General features: G+C 72.3%; 16 protein-coding genes. 8 read left to right on the top strand and 8 right to left on the bottom strand.

What is annotated here, in order from left to right:
• The first annotated feature begins 28 nt into the window (after positions 1-28).
• A complete protein-coding gene (locus tag IE311_RS11780) occupies positions 29-3,499 on the top strand; it encodes a hypothetical protein (protein ID WP_189831599.1) in 3,471 nt (1,156 codons plus the stop codon).
• Here the strand turns inward: IE311_RS11780 and IE311_RS11775 are convergent.
• From IE311_RS11775 to IE311_RS11755, 5 genes are all read right to left on the bottom strand, one after another.
• Entirely contained in the window at positions 3,476-4,498 is a 1,023-nt protein-coding gene (locus tag IE311_RS11775; protein WP_189831598.1) for a hydroxyacid dehydrogenase, read from the bottom strand. The two genes, IE311_RS11780 and IE311_RS11775, sit on opposite strands and share 24 nt — an antisense overlap.
• 17 nt (positions 4,499-4,515) lie before the next feature.
• Positions 4,516-5,370, bottom strand: a complete 855-nt coding sequence (locus tag IE311_RS11770) for a carbohydrate ABC transporter permease (protein WP_189831597.1) — start codon at positions 5,368-5,370, stop codon at positions 4,516-4,518.
• Positions 5,367-6,311, bottom strand: a complete 945-nt coding sequence (locus tag IE311_RS11765) for a carbohydrate ABC transporter permease (RefSeq protein ID WP_189831596.1) — start codon at positions 6,309-6,311, stop codon at positions 5,367-5,369. Before IE311_RS11765 ends, IE311_RS11770 begins: the two co-directional genes overlap by 4 nt.
• A gap of 4 nt (positions 6,312-6,315) precedes the next feature.
• Positions 6,316-7,632 (bottom strand): ABC transporter substrate-binding protein, encoded by a 1,317-nt coding sequence (locus tag IE311_RS11760; protein ID WP_189831595.1) that lies wholly within the window; start codon positions 7,630-7,632, stop codon positions 6,316-6,318.
• Between the two features lie 123 nt (positions 7,633-7,755).
• Positions 7,756-8,853, bottom strand: a complete 1,098-nt coding sequence (locus IE311_RS11755) for a LacI family DNA-binding transcriptional regulator (RefSeq protein ID WP_189831594.1) — start codon at positions 8,851-8,853, stop codon at positions 7,756-7,758.
• A 175-nt stretch (positions 8,854-9,028) separates the two neighbouring features.
• On the opposite strand from IE311_RS11755, the gene IE311_RS11750 reads away from it, so the two are divergent.
• Positions 9,029-10,915, top strand: a complete 1,887-nt coding sequence (locus IE311_RS11750) for a DUF2264 domain-containing protein (protein ID WP_189831593.1) — start codon at positions 9,029-9,031, stop codon at positions 10,913-10,915.
• Complete coding sequence (locus tag IE311_RS11745) at positions 10,912-12,435, top strand: right-handed parallel beta-helix repeat-containing protein (RefSeq protein WP_189831592.1); 1,524 nt, start codon at positions 10,912-10,914, stop codon at positions 12,433-12,435. Before IE311_RS11750 ends, IE311_RS11745 begins: the two co-directional genes overlap by 4 nt.
• Positions 12,436-12,448: 13 nt before the next feature.
• Here the strand turns inward: IE311_RS11745 and IE311_RS11740 are convergent, their stop codons facing one another.
• The gene (locus tag IE311_RS11740; protein ID WP_189831591.1) at positions 12,449-13,222 is read right to left on the bottom strand and encodes an SDR family NAD(P)-dependent oxidoreductase; all 774 of its coding nucleotides are present in this window, start codon (positions 13,220-13,222) and stop codon (positions 12,449-12,451) included.
• 150 nt (positions 13,223-13,372) lie between these two features.
• On the bottom strand, positions 13,373-14,047 hold the full coding sequence (locus IE311_RS11735; protein WP_189831590.1) for an MOSC domain-containing protein: 675 nt from the start codon (positions 14,045-14,047) through the stop codon (positions 13,373-13,375).
• An 81-nt stretch (positions 14,048-14,128) separates the two neighbouring features.
• Between IE311_RS11735 and IE311_RS11730 the strand changes: the two genes are divergently transcribed.
• A complete protein-coding gene (locus IE311_RS11730; protein ID WP_189831589.1) occupies positions 14,129-15,040 on the top strand; it encodes a LysR family transcriptional regulator in 912 nt (303 codons plus the stop codon).
• Positions 15,041-15,376: 336 nt separating this feature from the next.
• On the opposite strand, the gene IE311_RS11725 is transcribed toward IE311_RS11730, so the two are convergent.
• Positions 15,377-15,757, bottom strand: a complete 381-nt coding sequence (locus IE311_RS11725) for a WhiB family transcriptional regulator (protein WP_189831588.1) — start codon at positions 15,755-15,757, stop codon at positions 15,377-15,379.
• Positions 15,758-16,190: 433 nt separating this feature from the next.
• Here IE311_RS11725 and IE311_RS11720 point away from each other — a divergent pair, with 433 nt between their 5' ends.
• The 4 genes from IE311_RS11720 (at position 16,191) to IE311_RS11705 (ending at position 20,573) form a co-directional block, all read left to right on the top strand.
• Complete coding sequence (locus IE311_RS11720) at positions 16,191-16,802, top strand: response regulator transcription factor (RefSeq protein WP_003948568.1); 612 nt, start codon at positions 16,191-16,193, stop codon at positions 16,800-16,802.
• Between the two features lie 243 nt (positions 16,803-17,045).
• On the top strand, positions 17,046-17,648 hold the full coding sequence (locus IE311_RS11715; protein WP_308439803.1) for a sigma-70 family RNA polymerase sigma factor: 603 nt from the start codon (positions 17,046-17,048) through the stop codon (positions 17,646-17,648).
• 191 nt (positions 17,649-17,839) lie between these two features.
• Positions 17,840-19,342, top strand: coding sequence for an IMP dehydrogenase (gene guaB, locus IE311_RS11710; RefSeq protein ID WP_189831587.1), 1,503 nt, complete (start codon positions 17,840-17,842; stop codon positions 19,340-19,342).
• Between the two features lie 106 nt (positions 19,343-19,448).
• On the top strand, positions 19,449-20,573 hold the full coding sequence (locus IE311_RS11705) for a GuaB3 family IMP dehydrogenase-related protein (protein WP_189831586.1): 1,125 nt from the start codon (positions 19,449-19,451) through the stop codon (positions 20,571-20,573).
• The last annotated feature ends 36 nt before the right edge of the window (positions 20,574-20,609 follow it).

The following is a 20,609-nucleotide window of genomic DNA, read 5'->3' as shown; positions in this document are numbered from 1 at the left end:
TGGGATCTTTCCAGTCTAGGTTGGGTGCATGGCGGGGGCAGGGGGAGAGCGGCCGGTCACGGTCGACAACGAGTCGGGCGTCGTCGTGATCGGCGACGGCAATCAGGTCGTGTTCGGTACCGGGGCCCCGGTCCGCTCGGCGTACCGGAAGCAGGTCCGGCGCATCGCCCCACCCGAACTCGTCGGCCGTGAGGAAGAGCTGGCCGAGCTGGCCGCCTTCTGCCGTACGGGGGACGGGTACCGGTGGTGGCGGGCGGACGCCTGGGCGGGGAAGACGGCGCTCATGGCCTGGTTCGCGCTCCACCCGCCCGCCGGGGTGCGGGTCGTGCCGTTCTTCGTCACCGCCCGCCTCGGCTCCCAGAACGACGTCTCCGCGTACGTCGACGTCGTCCTGGAGCAGCTGGCGGAGCTCGCGGGCGAGGGCCTGCCGACGCTGCTGACCGCCGCGACCAGGGAGGCGCACCTCCTGCGCCTGTACACCGCGGCCGCGGCGTCCTGCGCGGCGCGCGGTGAGCGACTGGTCCTCCTCGTCGACGGCCTCGACGAGGACCGGGGTGTCACGACGGGCCCGGACGCCCACTCGATCGCCGCCCTCCTCCCTTACGACCTGCCGGTCGTCGTGGCCGGCCGGCTCAACCCCCCGGTCCCGGCCGACGTCCGCGAGGACCATCCGCTGCGCGATCCGGCGGTCGTCCGGCTCCTGGCACCGTCGCCGAAGGCGCGGGCGATCCGGACGGAGGCGGAACGCGAACTGAAGCACCTCATGGCCGGCGGCGGACTCCCGTACGAGCTTCTCGCCCTTCTCACGGCGGCGGGCGGCGGCCTGACGGCGGACGACCTGGTGGAGCTGACGGACGAGGTGCCGTACCGGGTCAGGGATGTCCTCCGCACGGGACCGGGGAGGACCTTCGCGGTCCGGGGCGGGGCGTACCTGCTCGCGCACGAGGAACTCGCGGAGAGCGCCCGGGACATGCTGGGCCTCCGCGAGCAGGAGCGGTGGCGGGCGGTGCTCCACGCCTGGGCGGAGGAATGGCAGGCCCGCGGCTGGCCCGGCGGCACTCCGGGCTACCTCCTGCACGGGTACTTCCCGATGCTGCGGACGGCCGGGGACCTGGACCGGATGCTCGCCTGCGCCCTCGACGCGGCGCGGCACGACCGGCTCCAGGAGGAGACCGGTGGTGTCGGCGAGGCACTGGCGGAGGTCCGTGCGACGGGCGAGGCGGTCCTCGAACGCGGCGACCGGGCGGAGCTCGTGACGACGATGCTGCTGCTCGCGTTCCGGCGCGACGAGCTGACGCGTCGCGCCGGTGACACCCCGGTCGAGCTGGCGGCGGCATGGGCGGCGGCGGGCCGCATCGACCGGGCGACGGCTCTGGTCCGGAGCGAGGGCCGGCTGGAGACGGTGCACGGGCTGTGCGCCGTCGCGCGCAGACTGCTGGAGGTGGGGGACCGGCCGGCCGCCGACGAGCTGGTGACGGAGGCCGAGGGACTCGTCCTGGCCGAGGGAATCCGCTCCGAACGCGACCTGCTGACGGAGTACTTGGTGCCGGTGCTGCTCGCGGCCGGTGAGCTGGACCGTGCCGAGCGGCACGTGTGGCACGTGCGGGGCGTCGAGAGCGCGATGGTGCGCAAGCACCTGCTGCCGCCCGTCCTCGACGCGCTCTGCGCGGCGGGGTGGTACGAGAGGGCCGCCGCGCTCGCCGAGGACGGGAACTCCCTGCTCCGGGTCGCGGCCGTCGCGCGGGTGGCGGGAGCGCTGGCCGCGGCCGACCGCGCCGCGGAGGCCGAGCATCTCGTGCGCGAGGCGGCCGCCCGGGACGCGTTCAACGCCGTCGAGCTGCTTCTCGACGGCGCGCGGGCCCTGCGGGCCGGCGGCCACGAGGAACGGGCGGACGCGCTCCGCTCCGAGGCGCTCGCGAGCGTCCGCGCGAAGCCGAGGGCCCGCCAGAGGTCCGGGACGGCGCGTGCGCTGGCCGCAGCGGGAGAGCTCGACTTCCTCGACCGCTGGACCCGGGAACTGTTCCACGAGCCGGGGCCCGGCCGGTGGGGCGACGAGTTCGCCGAGGCCGGTCTCTGGGAAAGGGCCCGGAAGGCCGCCGCCGAGGTGCCCGGAGCGGTGGGCGACAGGATTCTCCACCGGGTCGCCGAGGGGCTCGTCGCCGCCTGGCGTCTCGACGAGGCGGAGGCGGTACTGGAGGAGTCGGAGCGCGCGGCCCCGGTGCGACTGTGGGTCACGCTCGGGAAGGCCCGGCTCCGCGCGGGCGATCTCGACGGGGCGGGTGCGGTCCTCGACCGTCTCGCCGGGGAGTGGCACGCGGATCTGCTCGCCGGGTACGCGCGGGAGCTCTGCCGCGCGGGCCGGCGCGACCGGGCGCGGGCCCTCATGGACGACGCCCGGAAGGGCGCCGTGGTGAGCGTGGGGATCGCGGACGGCCTGCTGGACATGGGCGACCGGGCGGCGGCGCGGGAGCTGCTCGTCGCGGCCGAACGGACGCTGCGGGCCCCCGGTCCCGAGACGATCGCCGAGACGCTCATCGGGGTGGCGCGCGCTCTGGCGGGTGCGGACCTCCCGGCGGCGCGGTCCCTGCTGGCCGTGGCCGCACCCCACCGGGCGGACGACCGGGCCCCGCGGTTCGCCGCCGCGCTGGTGGCGGTGGGCGAGGTGGACCGTGCGGAGGAGCTGGCCACCCGCCGGGACTGCACGACCTGGACCCTGTGGACGGGGACCCTGATCGAGGCCCGTCTCGCGGAGGGGGACCACGACGCGGTGGTCCGCCTGGCCCGCAGCGGCGGACTGCCCTCCGGGCGGACCCTGGACGCGGCCGTTCGAGGCCTGGCCGAGGCGGGGGACTGGGACCGGGCCGCGCTCCTGCTGCGGGAGGGCAGCTCGTTCGACCAGGCACGGATGTCCGTGACCCTGGCCGTGGCGCTGGCGCGGGCCGGACGGCGGCACGAGGCGGCCCACCGGCTCGCGGAGGCGGGCGCCGTCCGGCCCGGCAGGTTCGGTGACGACCTCCTCCCGAACCGTGTCCGCGTGCTGCTCGCCCTGGGCCGGCGCGAGGAGGCGGAACGCCTGGTGGCCCGGGCCCTGGCGGAGGACGCGCCGCCGCATCCGAGTAACTGGGCGCGACACGTTGCCGAGGCCCTCGTCCTCCTCGGCTCGTACGAGGAGGCCTGCCGCCACGCCCGGGAGGCGGTGCCCGGCCATGCCGAAGAGCTGCTGCTGTCCGTCGCCGGGAACCTCGTCCGGGAGGGTGCCCATGAGTGGGCGGAGCGGCTCCTCGGCGGACTGCACTCCTCCGGGCCCCGGTGCGCCGTCGTCTACGCCGCTCTGGCGCGCGTCCACCCCGACCCGGTCCGGGCCCGGGAGTGCGTGGCGCTCGCCCTGCACCTCGGGTCCTGGTCCGACGGCCTGCCCGCGGTTCTCCACCATGCGCCCGGGGCGATCCCCCTCGTCCTCGACGAGGCCGACCGCCTACGCCGAACGCTGGAGGTCTGACGCCCTGACCTCCTCCGCGAACGGTTCGCCCCGGACGTACCGCCCCACCTCCTCCAGCGCCTGATCCGTCATCCGGTGCAGTTCGTTGCCGAGGGAGCCCGCCACATGCGGGGTGAGCAGGACGTTCGGGAGGGCGTAGAGCGGGGAGTCGGGGGCGGGGAGTTCCGGGTCGGTGACGTCGAGGACGGCGTGGAGGCGGCCCGTGAGGAGGTGGGGGAGGAGGGCGGTCTCGTCGACGAGGGAGCCGCGGGCGGTGTTGACCAGGGTGCTGCCGTCGGGCATCGCGGCGAGCTGCGCGGCGCCGATCATGCGGTACGTGGACGGGAGTTGGGGCGCGTGGACCGAGACGACCGTGCTGCGGGCGCAGAGGTCGTCGAGGTCCGTCACCAGCTCCACGCCGGGCGGCGGGACGTCGACGTACGGGTCGTACAGGAGGATCTCGAAGTCGAAGGGGCGCAGCAGGTCGATCACCCTGCGGCCGATGCGGGAGGCGCCGACGACGCCGACCGTGCGGCGGTAGTTGCCCCAGGCGGCGGACTCGGTGAGCCAGGCGTGGTCGGTGCGGAGTTCGGCGTAGCGCTGGGCCGAGCCGAGGACCCGCTTTCCGGCGAGGAGGATCGCGGCGAGGGTGTATTCGGCGACCGGCAGCGCGTTGGCCGCGGCGGCCGAGGTGACGCGGAGGCCGCGGTCCCAGCAGGCGTCGGTGATGTGGTGCTTGACCGAGCCGGCCGCGTGGATCACGGCCCGGAGCCGCGGCGCGCGGTCCAGGATCTCGGGGGTGAGCGGTGTCGCTCCCCAGCAGGTGAGGAGGATTTCGGCCTCGGCGAGGGCGGCGGCGACGCGCGGGTCGGGGGTGGTGAGGTCGTGGGCCACGAGGTGGGGGTCGGTGCGGGTGAGGGTCGCGAGGCGGGTGCGGTGGGCGGCCGTGAGGAGGCGGTCGGCCACCCCTTCCCCCATGGCGAGCAGCAGCGCGGGGCGGTTGTCAGTGGTCGGGTGCATCGTGGTACCTGTGCTCCTCACTTGACGCTGCCGGCCGTCAGACCGGCCTTCCAGTGGCGCTGGAGGGAGACGAAGGCGACGACGAGGGGGACGACGGCGAGCAGGGATCCGGTGACGACGAGGGGGTAGAAGTCGGGTTCGGCGTGGGCGTTGCTGTTCCACGCGTACAGGCCGAGGCTCAGGGGGTAGAGCTTCTGGTCCGACAGCATCACCAGGGGGAGGAAGAAGTTGTTCCATACGGCGGTGAACTGGAAGAGGAAGACGGTCACGAAGCCGGGCATCACCATGCGCAGACCGATGGACCAGAAGACCCGCAGTTCGCCGGCCCCGTCGATCCGGGCCGCCTCCAGGGCCTCGTCGGGGATGTAGCCGGCGCAGAAGACCCGGGACAGGTAGACGCCGAAGGGGTTGACGAGGACGGGGATCAGGACGGCCCAGTAGGTGTTGACGACGCCGACCTCGCTGGCCAGGAGGTACATCGGCAGGGCGAGCGCGGTGGTGGGGACGAGCACGCCGAGGAGGACGAGGCCGAAGAGCTGTTCCTTGCCCCGGAAGTCGTAGACGTGGAAGGCGTATCCGGCGGCGACGCTGACGAGCGAGCAGGCCAGGGCGCCGAGTCCGGCGTAGAGAAGGCTGTTCAGGTACCAGTGGAAGTAGATGCCGTCGTTGTACTCGGCGAGCCGGGAGAGGTTGCCGCCGAGGTCGAAGCCCTCGAAGGAGAAGGCGTTTCCGGCGAGGAGCCCTCCGGCGTCCTTGGTGGCGGCGGTGAGCAGCCAGACCAGTGGGAAGAGCATGTAGACGACGGCGAGGACGAGGGCGCCGTTGACGGCCGTCTTCGAGAGCCAGCGGTTGGGGGAGCGGGTGCCGCTCATGCCGTGCGCTCCTTCCGCGCGGTCACGGGCTTCCGGGCCGGCGCGGGTTTCCGGGCCGTTCCCGCCTTGCGGCGGCCGGTCAGCCGTGTCACGGCGAAGGAGAGCAGCGCCGCCGTCAGGGCGAGGAGTACGGACGCCGCGGCGGCGAGCCCGTAGTCGTTGCGGTCGAAGGCCGCGGTGTAGGCGTACATGTTCGGCGTCCAGGTGGAGGTGACGGCGGAGCCGGTGCCCTTGTTGAGGATCAGCGGCTCGGTGAAGAGCTGCAGGGAGCCGATGATCGTGAAGAGGCCGACCATCGCGAGCGAGGCCTTGACGAGCGGGATCTTGACGGAGAAGGCGATGCGCCAGGCGCCGGCCCCGTCGACGGTGGCCGCTTCGAGGACGGAGCGGTCGATGGCCTGGAGGGCCGCGTAGAAGATGACCATGTTGTAGCCGAGCCACTCCCACAGGGCGATGTTGACGACGGAGGGCAGGGCGCCTTCGGGGGAGAAGAAGTCGAAGCCGATGCCGCCGGCCTCCATGGCCTGGACGACCGGGCTGAGCTGGGGCGTGTAGAGGTAGACCCAGATCAGTGCGGCGATGATGCCGGGCACCGCGTGCGGCAGGAACAGCGCGAGCTGGAAGAAGCGGCGGGCGCGGGCGAGCGCCGAGTCGAGCAGGAGGGCGAGGCCGAGGGCCCCGGCGAGCAGCAGCGGGATGTAGAGCAGGCAGTATCCGAGCAGGACGCCGAAGCCCTCGCGGAAGGCCCGGTCACCCAGCGCCGCGGTGTAGTTGTCGAGGCCGGTGAAGACGGTCTCGGTGCCGCCGAAGCCCAGTCCGGACTGCTTCTCGGTGAAGAGGCTGAGCCAGACCGCGTATCCGATCGGCACCACCATCACCGCGGTGAACAGCAGGAAGAAGGGGGTCAGCAGGATCGTGGCGGCGCGGGTGCGGGCCTTCATCCGGTCAGCCCTCGACCTTCAGGCCGCGCTTGGTGAGTTCGGCGACGGTGGCGTCGTGACCGGCCTTGACGGCGTCGGCGATGCCGGGGCCGCCCTGGGTGATCTTGCCGAAGTTGTCCTTGATGGTGGTGTTGGTGGTGCCGGTGGTCGGCCCCCAGGCCCAGTTGGGGCTGATGGACGCGCCCGCGGCCTCGAAGAGGGCGTAGATGTCCTGGCCGCCGTAGTAGCGCGCGTCGAAGGCCTTCTTGGCGACGGGGCGCAGTGCGGCGGCGGCCGGGAAGGCGGAGGAGGTGCCGGAGGCGATCCGGGCCTTGACCCCGTCCTCGGTGGTGGACATCCATTCGGCGAAGGTGACGGCGGCGGCCTTCTGCTTGCTGTCCTTGGTCACGGCGAAGGAGGTGCCGCCGAGCATGCCGCTGGCGGGCTTGCCGTCCCAGCTGGGCATGGGGGCGACGGCCCACTTGCCGTTCTGCTCGGGCAGGGTGCCCTTGAGGACGCCCGCGCCCCAGGAGGCGCCGAGGTAGCCGATGGTGGTGCCGTTCTTGAGGGAGCCGGTCCACTCGGGGCTGAAGGAGGCGTTCTTGTGGACGAGCCCGGCGTCGAGGAGGCCCTGCCAGTAGTCGGTGACCTTGGTGGTGGCCGCGTCGGTGGTGTCGATCTTCCAGGTGTCGTTCTCGGCCTTGAACCACTGGGCGCCGGCCTGCCAGGCCATCGCCTCGAAGGTGGTGGGGTCGTCCGGGAAGAAGGTGCCGATACGGGCCTTGGCGTCGGCCTTCTTGACCTGTTCGGCGGCCTTCCTGAACTCGTCCCAGGTGGTGGGGACCTGGACCTTGTACTTCGCGAAGAGGTCCTTGCGGTAGAAGAAGGCCTGCGGGGCGGCGTCGAACGGGACGGCCCAGGACTTGCCGCCGAGGGTGGTGAGTTCGACGGTCTGCGGGAGGAGCTTGGCGCGGTCGGCCTCGGTGAACTCGCCGCCGATGTCCTGGAGGGCGCCGGAGCTCACGAACTCGGGGAGCGAGGAGTACTCGATGGAGACGAGGTCGGGGGCGTTGCCGGCCTTCACGGCGTTGGAGATCTTGGCGTAGCCGCCGGCGGTGCCGGAGGGGATCTCCTCGAACTTCACCTGGATGTCGGTGTGGGAGGCGTTGAAGGCGTCCACGACGTCCTTGGAGCCCTTGGCCCAGCCCCAGAAGGTGATGGTCACGGGCCCGGAGGGCTTGTTCGCGGTGTCGTCACCGCTGCCGCCGCACGCCGTGAGTACGGCGAGGGCGGTGGCGGTGCCGGCTATGACACGGGACGTTCTGCTCCAACTACGGGTCACGGCACGACTCCTGGGGGCGGGCGGCTGGGAGGTTGTGGCCGTGATCCTGTGACCGTTCATGACCGAAGTCAAGAGCGAAAGATTGATTGATCGAAAAAAGATCAGAAACGAGCCGACGGGGGCTCAGGCGGACGGCGTCGTGCGCGCCCCGCACGAGTCCCGCACCCGCAGCCGGGGCAGCAGGCCCAGATGGCGACGCGCCGCGTCCTCGTCGGGACCCTCGGTCAGCCGCTCCACCAGGAGTTCGGTGGCATGCCGCCCCACCTGCCGCTTGGGCGGCGCCACCGCCGTCAGCGGGGTGTCGGCGAGCGCCGCGACCTCGTCGTCGTAGGCGATCAGGGCCAGGTCCTGCGGCACCCGTACGCCCAGCTCGGCGAGGCGCTGCACGATCTCGATCGCGTCCACGTCGTTGTGCACCAGGGCCGCGCTCGCCAGCCCCGAACCGACCGCCTCGTGCAGCGCGCGCACCGCCCGCTCGAAGCCCTCCGGGTCCGCCTCGGCGGGCACGGAGTCGATCACCGGCCGCGGCTCCTCCAGGCCGAGCGTCCCCAGCGCCTCGGCGTAGCCGGTGCGCACCGCGAGCGCGGTCGGGGAGTCCCTGCGGGCCACGAGCAGCGGCGTCGCGTGGCCGAGGGAGAGCAGATGGCGCAGGGCGAGCAGGACGCCGTGGCCGTGGTCGGAGGCGACCCGGTCGAGGCCGTCGAGCGGGCTGCCCGGCTCGGCCCGGCGCTCCAGGAGCACCGCCGGTACGGGGAGTTCCGCCAGCCAGTCCCCGTACGCGAGCAGGTCCTCGGGCCCCCGCCAGCCGGGCGCGACGAGCACGCCCTCGGCGCCGGCCGCGAGCAGCCCCTCGGTGCGGGCCCGGTCCTCCTCCGGGCGGTAGTCCGAGACGCGCAGGACCAGGCGGGCCCCGGCGCGGGCGGCCGCCTCGTGGGCGCCCCGGATGACCTCGGCGAAGTAGTACGTGGCGGAGGGGGCGAGCAGGCCGAGCACCAGGCCCTCGCCGCTCCGTCCGCCGCCCGGCGCGCCCTGTGACCGGGGCCAGGACACCTGACCGTGCACCCGGTCGAGCAGGCCCCGGCCGGCCAGCAGCTCGACGTCCCGGCGGGCGGTGACGGGGGAGACCCCGAGCCGCTCGGCCAGCTCGGCGACGCGGGCGGTGCCGCGCTCGCGCACCAGGGCCAGCAGTCGGTCGTGTCGTTCGGCAGCACTCTCGCGCACGGCGCAGTTCCCCCTCGCGGTGGTGGTGGTTCCCCGACCCTAGTTCACATCCGGCCCCGAATGATCGAACGGTAGGAGTTTCGATCATTCGCTCCGATTCTCTTGACGTTCGATCGGAGCCTGTTCAGGATTCCCGGCGACGCAGACGTCACCGCAGGGAGCCTCAGGGAGCATCATGCCCACGCCGCCCGAGAACCGTGAGCTCAGCCCGTACACCGGCTGGACCCGTGCCCACTGGGAGACCACGGCCGACCGACTCCTTCTGGCGGTACGGCCGTTCGCCTCGCCGCGGCACGGACTGATCGACCTGCCGGGACCCCGCCCCAGCTGGTCCGGAGCGCGCTCCGACGGCCTGGAGGGCTGGGCCCGCACCTTCCTCCTCGCCGCCCTCCGCGTCGCCGGCGCCAAGGGGGAGGACCCGTACGGGCACCTCGACCGCTACGCCGAGGGCCTCGCGGCGGGCACGGCGAAGCCCGGCACCGAAGGCCCCGACTCCTGGCCCCTCACCACCGACACCCGCCAGGCGATCGTCGAGGCGGCCTCCGTCGCCCTCGGCCTCCGCCTCACCCGCCCCTGGCTCTGGGACCGGCTCGACGACCGCACCCGCCGACAGGTCGCCGACTGGCTCCGCCCCGCCCTCGGCCCGTCCCCCGTCGACAACAACTGGTGGCTCTTCGGCCTCACCGTCGCCGGCTTCCTCCAGGACGCCGGCATCGACACCGACCGGGCCGCCGCCACGATCGCCCGCTCCCTCGCCCGCGTGGACGACTGGTACCTCGGCGACGGCTGGTACAGCGACGGCGACAACCGCGCCTTCGACCACTACAACGCCTGGGCCCTGCACTTCTACCCCGTCCTCCACGCCCACCTCGCCGGCGACCGGGAACTCCTCGACCGCTACGGGTCCCGGCTGCGCGCCCATCTCGACGACTACGTCCATCTCTTCGACGCCGACGGAGCCCCCCTCCCGTACGGGCGGTCCCTGATCTACCGCTTCGCCGCGGCCGCCGCACCCTGGCTCGGCACCCTCACCGGGCACACCCCGCTCACCCCCGGCGCCACCCGCCGCCTCGCCTCCGGGACCCTGCGGCACTTCCTCGACCGCGGTGCCACCGACGCGAACGGACTCCTCACCCTCGGCTGGCACGGCCCGTACCCGCCGCTCGTCCAGGAGTACTCGGGGCCCGGCTCCCCCTACTGGGCGTCCAAGGGGTTCCTCGGTCTCCTCCTGCCCGCGGACCACCCCGCCTGGAACGACCCCGAGGAACCCCTGCCCGCCGAACGCGCCGACACCGTCCGCCCCTTCGCCCCGGCCGGGCTGCTCGTCCAGACCACCGCCGCCGACGGACTCGTACGGCTCCACAACCACGGCAGCAACCATGTGCACAGCGCCGAGGCGGGCGAGGACGACCCCGGCTACGCCCGGCAGGCCTACTCCACCCGCACCGGACCCACCACCGGCGAGACCCCCGCCGACAACCACTTCGCGCTGGTCGTCGAAGGGAGGCCCACCCACCGGGGACCCGCCGTCCCCGCCGGCACCGGGCCCGGCTGGGCCGCCTCCCGGCACACTCCCCACCCCGGCGTCCGGGTCCTCTCCGCGACCCTCGCCCACGGCCGCGCCGAGGTCCGCGCCCATCTCGTCCTCGGCGCCCCGGAGGGGACCCCCGTACGGCAGACCGGCTGGGCCACCACCCCCGAAGGGCCGTCGGCCCAGCTCCACCCGGTCCACGGCTATCCCGCGGACGGCGGGGCCGTCGAACTCCCCACCGGGGAAACCCTTCAGGGCCCCGGCAGTCGCACCCTCGCCCTGCACGGCGTCACCGGCGGCCCGGCCGCCCTCTTCGTGGCCCTCGCCTCACTGACCGCCGAGCCCGACCCGGCCCCCGTGGCCGAGCTCGCGAACGTCCGGGTCACCGGCCGCACCCTGCGGGTGACCTGGGGGAACGGAACCACCGCCCGACTGGACCTGGACGCGCTCGACGCCCCCGACCCCCACGAGGATCCCGACCCCCACCACGATCCCGACCCCCGCGACGCCCCCGAACCGGAGGATCTGTGACCCAGCGCCGTACGTACACCGCGCTCGCCGCCCTGACCCTGTCCCTCCTCGCGGCCGCCCCCGCCCAGGCCGCGCCCCCGCCCGGTCACCGCCACCACGTCGACTGTTCGGCCACCAACCCCGGCGACGGCAGTGCCCGGCGCCCCTGGACCAGCCTCGCCGAGGCCAACGCCCACGCCTACGGCCCCGGTGACCGGCTCCTCCTCAAGCGCGGCACCACCTGCGTCGGCACCCTTCAGCCCCGGGGCTCAGGCTCGGCCGCCCGGCCCTTCACCATCGCCGACTACGGGACCGCCCCGACCCGTGCCGTGATCGACGGAAATGGCGCCCACGACGCCGTCCTCCTCGCCAACACCCAGTACCTGCGCCTCACCGCTCTGGAGATCACCAACGCGGCCGCCCCCGGCAGCGAGCGCAACGGCGTCCGCCTCCGGCTCGCCGACTTCGGCGCCGCGAAGGGCATCACCCTCGACCACCTGTCGATCCACGACGTGCGCGGCGGCGACTTCAAGACCCTCACCGGCTCCAGCGCGATCCACATCGCCGTCGAGGGCACCACCGTCCCCAGCTGGTACGACGGCCTGACCGTCCACCACAACGACATCCGGGACGTCGACCGCGAGGGCATCTACTTCAAGTCCCGCTTCTCCAAGCGCGACCTGGTCGGCAACCAGCAGGACCCGAACGCCTACCCCGGCGCCTGGACCCCGAGCCGCAACGTGCGGATCCACCACAACACCCTGACCTCGCTCGCCGGTGACGGCATCAAGATCGACACCACCAGCGGCGCCCGGATCGACCACAACCGCCTCGACGGCTTCCAGCTCCGCTCCAAGGCCGCCAACGCCGGTATCTGGACCTTCAACACCGACGACACCGTCGTCGAGTACAACGAGGTCTCGGGCGGCGGCGGCACCAAGGACGGCATGTCCTTCGACGCCGACGGAGCCTCGAAGGGCACGGTCTTCCAGTACAACCACAGCCACGACAACCAGGGCGGCTTCCTGCTGATCTGCCCCTACAGCGGCGCCAAGACCCTAGACACGGTGGTCCGTTACAACCTCAGCGTCGACGACGGGGCCCGGCTCATCCAGAACTGCTGGGGACCCATCCTCAACACCCGGATCCACAACAACACGTTCGTCAACCGGACCACCGTGCCCGCCCATCTCGTCCAGGACGACGCCGGCAGCCCCGCCACCACCCAGCACGAGCTGTCGATCAGCAACAACATCTTCGTCAACGAGGGCGAGAGCGGCGGCTACGCCTTCAAGAACCCCACCGCCGGGCTCTCCTTCTCCCACAACCTCTTCCACGGCATCACCATGACCCGTCCCAACCCCGGCGGCGTCGAAGCCGATCCGCTGCTCCGCCCCGACCTCCGGCTCTCCGCGGGCTCCCCGGCCCTGTCCGCCGGGACGCTCGTCGCGGACAACGGCGGCAGGGACTGGTTCGGAAACGCCGTGTCGGCGACGTCGGTTCCGAACATCGGGGCGTACGAGGGGCCGGGCGTGAACTAACACGCCGCGGCCGTCACTTCGGACCGTACTTGCGGCCCGCCCGGGAGGAGACCCCGCCGAGCAACCCGCGCGGCGCGAGCTTCACCACACCCATGAGGGCCTTGTAGCGGGGGTCGGGGATCGACAGCGTCTTCCCCCGCTCCAGGTCCCCGAGGGCCGCCGTCACCAGCTTGTCCGCGTCGAGCCACATCCAGCCCGGGATGTTGTCGGTCCCCATCCCGGCCCGCTCGTGGAACTCGGTGCGTACGAAGCCGGGGCAGAGCGCCATCAGCCGTACGCCGCTGCCCGCCAGATCCCGGGCGGCGCCCTGGGTGAACTGCACGACCCAGGCCTTCGAGGCGCCGTACGTGCCGCGGGGCACGAAGGCCGCCACCGAGGCGACGTTCACCACGGAGCCCCGGTGGCGGTCCTTCATGGAGGCGGCGGCGGCCGAGGTCAGCCGCAGCACCGCCTCGCAGTGCACCGTGAGCATCTTCAACTCGTCGGCCATGGACACTTCGAGGAAGCGGCCCTTGTTGCCGAAGCCGGCGTTGTTCACCAGCATGTCCACCGGCTGCTTCGGGTCCGAGAGCCGGGCCTCGACGGCGGCGATGCCCTTCTCCTCGGCGAGGTCCGCCGCGAGCACCTCGGCCTCGACGCCGTGCCGGTCGTGCAGCTCGGTCGCCTGCTCCCGGAGTCGCTTCATGTCCCGTGCCACGAGCACGACATCGTGGCCGTCCGCCGCGAGTCTCCGTGCGAAGGCGGCCCCGATGCCCGCGGTGGCGCCCGTAATCAGTGCAGTCGTCATACGGGCACGGTAGTGCCCCGTCCACCGGCCCCGCCCGGGCGGCCACCCCGCCCGCCGACGAGGGCGGGCGGGCGTCATTCTCCGCGTACGGGCGACTACGCGAGGGCGTCGTGCGCGGCGCGCCGGACGCACTTCTCCGCGTACCGGTGCCTACGCGCGGGCGTACTTCTCCGTGTACTGGCGTGCGAGCGCGAGGAGTCCCGACTCCATCCACTCGGCGGCGACCAGGGTGCCGGGCAGCAGAGTGCGTTCGACGGTCGCGGCGCGGTGCAGCAGCGCGACGGTGATGTCGTGGTCGGGCCGGTGGACGACCGTGATCGGGTCCCCGGCGCGGATCTCGCCCGGCACGATCACCCGCAGCAGCGCGCCGGGACCGGCCTCGGACTGCGTGAACCGCTTGACCCAGCCCTTCTCCTCGAGGAAGCCCGCGAACGTACGGCAGGGGATACGGCCGCCGGTCACCTCCAGGACCACCTCCTCGCCGATGCGCCACCGCTCGCCGATCAGGGCGCCGTTCACGTCGAGACCGCGGGTGGTGAGGTTCTCGCCGAAGGAGCCGTTGGCGAGCTCCCGGCCGAGCTCCCGCTCCCAGCGGTCCAGGTCCTCGCGGGCGAAGGCGTACGCGGCGCGGTCGTTGCCGCCGTGGAACCGCAGGTCGCAGACCGTGTCCCCGGCGAGCCCGCTCGTCCCGACACCGGGCACCCCGGGGGCCTCGATCCGCACGGGCCCGTCGACGGGGCGCTTGTCGATGGCGGTGAGGCCGGAGGCGGCTTCGGTGTAGTCCACGGCCCTGGCGCGGCCCACGTTCACACTGAGCAAGGTCATGGAGGCACTTTACGGGCAGGCATCTCAAAGCCGTAGGCGAATATTCGGCGCTGAATCCAAGATTCGCTTATGCTGGAGCGCATGATCGAGGCACGTCACCTCCGCGTCCTGCGGGCCGTCGCCGCCACCGGCTCCTTCTCGGCCGCCGCGCGCGAACTCGGCTGCACCCAGCCCGCCGTCAGCCAGCAGATGAAGGCCCTCGAAGCCTCCGCGGGCACCCCGCTGCTCATCCGCACCGGACGCGAGATGCGCCTCACCCAGGCCGGTGAGGTCCTGGTCCGCCACGCCTCCGGCATCCTCGCCGGGCTCACCGCCGCCGAGGAGGAGGTCGCCGCGATCGCCGGGCTCCGGGCCGGCCGGGTCCGGCTCGTCTCCTTCCCCAGCGGCAGTTCCACGCTCGTCCCCACCGCGCTCGCCGCGCTGCGGGCCGCGCATCCCGGCACCCGTGTCTCCCTCGTCGAGGCCGAGCCGCCGCGCTCGATCGAGATGCTCCGCGAGGGTGACTGCGACGTGGCCCTCGCCTTCCGGTACGGGGCGGGGCAGGCCGAGTGGGACGACCTGGTCGTCCGGCCGATCCTCGCCGACCGGCTGGTGGGCCTGGTCCCCGAGGGGCACCGGCTCGCCGGCGCCGGGTCCGTGGGCATCGCCGAACTCGCCGAGGAGTCCTGGATCGCGGGCTGCCCGCGCTGCCGCCGGCAGCTGGTGGACGTCTGCGAGGAGGCGGGCTTCACCCCCCGTATCGACTTCGCCACCGACGACTACCCGGCCGTGGTGGGCCTGGTCGGCGCGGGGCTCGGCGTGGCCGTCCTGCCGGAGCTGGCCATCGAGTCCGTACGGCCCAGGGGGGCGCGGACCGTGGCCGTGGAGCCGGCCGTGGAGCGGGAGATCGTGGCCCTGACGCTGCCCGACCTCGCACAGGTCCCGGCGGTCGCCGCCACGCTCGACGAGCTGACCCGCACGGCCACCCGCACGGCCACGCGCGCGGGCGCCTGAGCCGTTCGGCGCGCGCACGTAGGCGTCCGAGCCGTACGGCCGGGCGCGCAAGGTCCGAGCCCGCGCGCAAGGGTCTGAGTCGTTCGGCCGCGCGCGCAAGGTCTGAGCCGTTCGGCCGGGCGCGCCGCCGCCTTCACCGGTACGGCCGCGCGCGCGGCCGTCCTCACGCGCACGGCCACGCGCGTGGGCGGCGGTTTCCTCCGCGCCGCCACGCGCGCGTGGTCGCCGTGCGGCGCGCGCGGTGCGCGGCCGATGCTGTCCTGCTCGCCCGAGGGGCGGCGTCCTGCGCGCCCCGCGGGTGATCGCTGGTCGTCGCTTAGCTGAAGAAACGTTCCTTCACATGCGCTCCACAATCGGCCGGCCGGCTGCCGACGCCGATGTCGTCATCGATGTCACGGACGCGACCGACGCCGTCGGTGGCGCCGCTGTGATCAGGCGATTGCGCGCGCGTCCCATGAGCTCTTCGCGTTCGTCCTCGGTGAGGCCGCCCCATACGCCGTAGGGCTCCCGCACGGCGAGTGCGTGTGCCGCGCACTCCGCGCGCACCGGGCACCGCATGCAGACCTCTTTCGCCGAGTTCTCACGCGCACTCCGTGCCGCGCCGCGCTCTCCCTCGGGGTGGAAGAACAGGGAGCTGTCGACTCCGCGGCAGGCCGCGAGCAGTTGCCAGTCCCACAGATCGGCGTTGGGTCCGGGAAGGCGGGAGAAATCTGCCATTGCGCTTGTCCCCTTGAAACCGTGTCGAACGGATAGGTGGGCGGGTGGATGGCTGATGGCCGGGGCTCCTCGGGCCCCGACGGGTCCGGGTCGGTACACCTACTGTCTAAGTAGATGTAAATATGACTCATTGCGAATCTAGCCACAGACACCGCGAAAAGGGAAGAAAACCGGCTAAATGGTGCATAGCTTTCGCTTCTGGGCAGAAGGGCCGCGTCGCTCTCCTCCGTGCGCGGCCCCTCACGTAGAGTGCCGAACGCTGCCGTCCGACCCGTAACTCTTTCGAGTGACCGTCGTTGAGTGTGCGGAGGCGGTTGAAGGAACAAGCGATCGGGCAGGTGTCCGAGAGCGTCAATCGCACAGGTGACGATTACGTACAGCCCTGGAGGCTCAAGGTGACGCGCTACAGCTGCGAGAGCCGCGGAGGTCAGGCATGACATCCGTCCTCGTCTGCGACGACTCCCCGCTTGCCCGAGAGGCGCTCCGCCGGGCGGTCGCGACCGTGCCCGGTGTCGAGCGCGTGACCACCGCGGCCAACGGCGAGGAAGTCCTCCGCCGCTGGGGCGCGGACCGCTCGGACCTGATTCTGATGGACGTACGCATGCCCGGTCTGGGCGGCGTGGAGACCGTCCGCCGGCTGCTCTCCGCGGACCCCGGCGCCCGCATCATCATGCTCACGGTCGCCGAGGACCTCGACGGCGTCGCGCTCGCGGTCGCCGCGGGTGCCCGTGGCTATCTGCACAAGGACGCCTCGCGCGCCGAACTGCGGGCCACCGTCACCCAGGCGCTGGCCGACCCGACCTGGCGGCTCGCCCCGCGCCGGCTCCGTTCGGCCGAGATGGGCGCCGCGCCCACCCTCACCGCGCGCGAGATCCAGGTTCTCGAAGGCATGAGCCACGGCCGGTCCAACGCGGAGATCGGCCGCGAACTCTTCCTCTCCGAGGACACGGTCAAGACACACGCCCGGCGTCTCTTCAAGAAGCTGGGCGCCTCCGACCGGGCGCACGCCGTCGCCCTCGGATTCCGCTGGGGCCTGGTCCGCTGAGTCGCAGGTCACCGGCCATATCCCCGTCCTCGTCCGCGCCCGTCGTGGGGTGGACGGGGTGGGCTTGTGTCACTTCCCCGCGGAATGCCGCATCCTTGAGATGTGGAGTTCCTCGGGGACGAGTCGATCGAGCGGGAGGGGAGGGCGCGGGAGATGAGTTCCGGCGCACCTGCTCATAACGCTTCGGTGCACAACTACGGACGCGGTGCCACGAACGCCGAGGCGTCGGGGCACCATGGAGCGATGCGCGACGACGAGACCGTGGGTTCCCCCATGCCTGCCGGGCAGGGGGAGATCGGCGCGCTCGTCCGACTCGCGGTCGAAGGCGACGCGCAGGCCACGCACGACCTGCTCGCGCGGGTTCACCCGCTCGCCCTGCGGTACTGCCGCACCCGGCTCAACCGGCTGCCGGGCGACGCCCGGCACTTCGTCGAGGACCTGGCCCAGGAGGTCTGCGTCGCCGTCCTGATGGCGCTGCCGCGCTACAAGGACACGGGCAGGCCCTTCGAGGCCTTCGTCTTCGCCATCGCCGGGCACAAGGTCGCCGACCTCCAGCGGGCCGCCATGCGGCACCCGGGGTCCACGGCCGTGCCCTCCGACGAGATGCCCGAGCGGCCCGACGACTCCCTCGGCCCCGAGGAGCGCGCGCTCCTCAGCGACGACGCCGAGTGGGCCAAGAAGCTGCTCGCCAATCTCCCGGAGAACCAGCGCGAACTGCTCGTGCTCCGTGTCGCGGTCGGACTGACCGCCGAGGAGACCGGGCAGATGCTCGGCATGTCGCCGGGGGCCGTCCGGGTCGCGCAGCACCGCGCGCTCAGCCGGCTCAGGGCGCTGGCGGAGCAGTAGCGACGGGTGGGCCGCGCGCACCGACCAGGGTGGGCGATGGCCGACCAGTAAGTGTTGCCGGGGTCTTTGAGCCCTTTCGTACACGTGGGAACGTCCAAAGCTTGCGGCTGATCTTGATCGTGGAATGAGACACCGCTTCGGCCCGTTAGCATGGACATCCGCACCGATCAAGGCCATTTGGGGAAGGTGTCATGACTGCAAACGTCGACGGAGTGCCCGAGAAATTCGCGACACTCGGGCTGACCTACGACGACGTGCTGCTTCTGCCGGGCGCGTCCGACATGGCGCCCGACCAGATCGACACCGCCTCGTACATCTCGAAGAACGTGCGGGTGAACATCCCGCTGCTCTCCGCCGCCATGGACAAGGTCACCGAGTCCCGCATGGCGATCGCCATGGCGCGACAGGGCGGTGTCGGTGTTCTGCACCGCAACCTCTCCATCGCCGACCAGGCCAACCAGGTCGATCTGGTGAAGCGCTCCGAGTCCGGCATGGTCTCCGACCCGATCACGGTCCACCCGGACGCGACGCTCGGCGAGGCCGACGCGATCTGCGCCAAGTTCCGCATCAGCGGCGTCCCGGTGACCGACCCGGCGGGCAAGCTGCTCGGCATCGTCACCAACCGCGACATGGCCTTCGAGACCGACCGCAGCCGCCAGGTGCGCGAGGTCATGACCCCGATGCCGCTGGTCACCGGCAAGGTCGGCATCTCCGGCGTGGACGCCATGGAGCTGCTCCGCCGCCACAAGATCGAGAAGCTGCCGCTGGTCGACGAGGCGGGCATCCTCAAGGGCCTCATCACGGTCAAGGACTTCGTCAAGGCCGAGAAGTACCCGAACGCCGCCAAGGACAAGGAGGGCCGCCTGCTCGTCGGCGCGGCCGTCGGTGTCGCCGGCGACGCGTACGAGCGTGCCCAGGCCCTGATCGAGGCGGGCGTCGACTTCATCGTCGTCGACACCGCCCACGGCCACTCCCGGCTGGTCGGCGACATGGTCGCCAAGATCAAGTCGAACTCCTCCGTCGACGTCATCGGCGGCAACATCGCCACCCGCGACGGCGCCCAGGCGCTCATCGACGCCGGTGTCGACGGCATCAAGGTGGGCGTCGGACCCGGCTCCATCTGCACCACCCGCGTCGTCGCCGGCATCGGCGTCCCGCAGGTCACCGCGATCTACGAGGCCTCGCTCGCCGCCAAGGCGGCCGGTGTCCCGGTCATCGGCGACGGCGGACTGCAGTACTCCGGTGACATCGCCAAGGCCCTCGTGGCCGGCGCCGACACGGTGATGCTCGGCTCGCTCCTCGCGGGCTGCGAGGAGTCCCCGGGCGAGCTGCTCTTCATCAACGGCAAGCAGTTCAAGTCGTACCGCGGCATGGGCTCGCTCGGCGCCATGCAGACCCGTGGCGAGCAGCGCTCCTTCTCCAAGGACCGCTACTTCCAGGAGGGCGTCGCCTCCGACGAGAAGCTCGTGCCCGAGGGCATCGAGGGCCAGGTGCCCTACCGCGGCCCGCTCTCGGCCGTCGTCCACCAGCTGGTGGGCGGTCTGCGTCAGTCGATGTTCTACGTCGGCGGCCGCACGGTTCCGGAGCTCCAGGCGCACGGCCGGTTCGTCCGGATCACCTCGGCGGGCCTCAAGGAGAGCCACCCGCACGACATCCAGATGACGGTCGAGGCGCCGAACTACAGCAGGAAGTAACACAGCGCGACGCGTGGGGGCGGTTCCGGCATGTGGCCGGAACCGCCCCTCACGCTTGTGTCGGGGATACTGGTAGGCGCAGACGTAGAGGGAAAGGCCACACATCGTGACTGAGATCGAGATCGGGCGCGGCAAGCGCGGCCGCAGGGCGTACGCGTTCGACGACATCGCCGTCGTTCCGAGCCGGCGCACCCGGGACCCGAAGGAGGTCTCGATCGCCTGGCAGATCGACGCCTACCGGTTCGAGCTGCCGTTCCTGGCCGCCCCGATGGACTCGGTCGTCTCGCCGCAGACCGCCATCCGTATCGGCGAGCTGGGCGGCCTGGGCGTCCTGAACCTTGAGGGCCTCTGGACCCGGTACGAGGACCCGCAGCCGCTCCTCGACGAGATCGCCGAGCTGGACGAGGCGACCGCGACCCGCCGTCTGCAGGAGATCTACTCCGCCCCGATCAAGGAAGAGCTGATCGGGCAGCGCATCAAGGAGGTGCGCGACTCCGGTGTCGTCACCGCCGCCGCGCTCTCCCCGCAGCGCACCGCGCAGTTCTCCAAGGCCGTCGTCGACGCCGGCGTGGACATCTTCGTCATCCGCGGCACGACGGTCTCGGCCGAGCACGTCTCGGGCGCGTCCGAGCCGCTGAACCTGAAGCAGTTCATCTACGAGCTCGACGTCCCGGTCATCGTCGGCGGCTGCGCCACGTACACCGCGGCCCTGCACCTGATGCGCACCGGCGCGGCGGGTGTCCTCGTCGGCTTCGGCGGCGGCGCCGCGCACACCACGCGCAACGTCCTCGGCATCCAGGTCCCGATGGCGACCGCGGTCGCCGACGTGGCCGCGGCCCGCCGCGACTACATGGACGAGTCCGGCGGCCGGTACGTGCACGTCATCGCCGACGGCGGCGTGGGCTGGTCCGGCGACCTGCCGAAGGCGATCGCCTGCGGCGCCGACTCGGTCATGATCGGCTCCCCGCTGGCCCGTGCCACGGACGCGCCCGGCAAGGGCCACCACTGGGGCATGGAGGCCGTCCACGAGGACGTGCCGCGCGGCAAGCTGGTCGACCTGGGCATCGTCGGCACCACCGAGGAGATCCTCGCGGGCCCGTCGCACACCCCGGACGGCTCGATGAACTTCTTCGGCGCCCTGCGCCGCGCGATGGCCACCACGGGCTACAGCGAGCTCAAGGAGTTCCAGCGCGTCGAGGTCACGGTCGCGGACGCCCAGCACAAGCGCTGATCCTCCGTACGTACGCGAAGGGGCCCCGCCCGGTCG

Origin of the sequence: Streptomyces zaomyceticus (assembly GCF_014656215.1) — a bacterium.
GTDB classification, from domain to species: Bacteria; Actinomycetota; Actinomycetes; order Streptomycetales; family Streptomycetaceae; genus Streptomyces; species Streptomyces zaomyceticus.
Note: the sequence above shows the minus strand (reverse complement) of the source record. Positions and strands in the feature narration are given on the sequence as shown.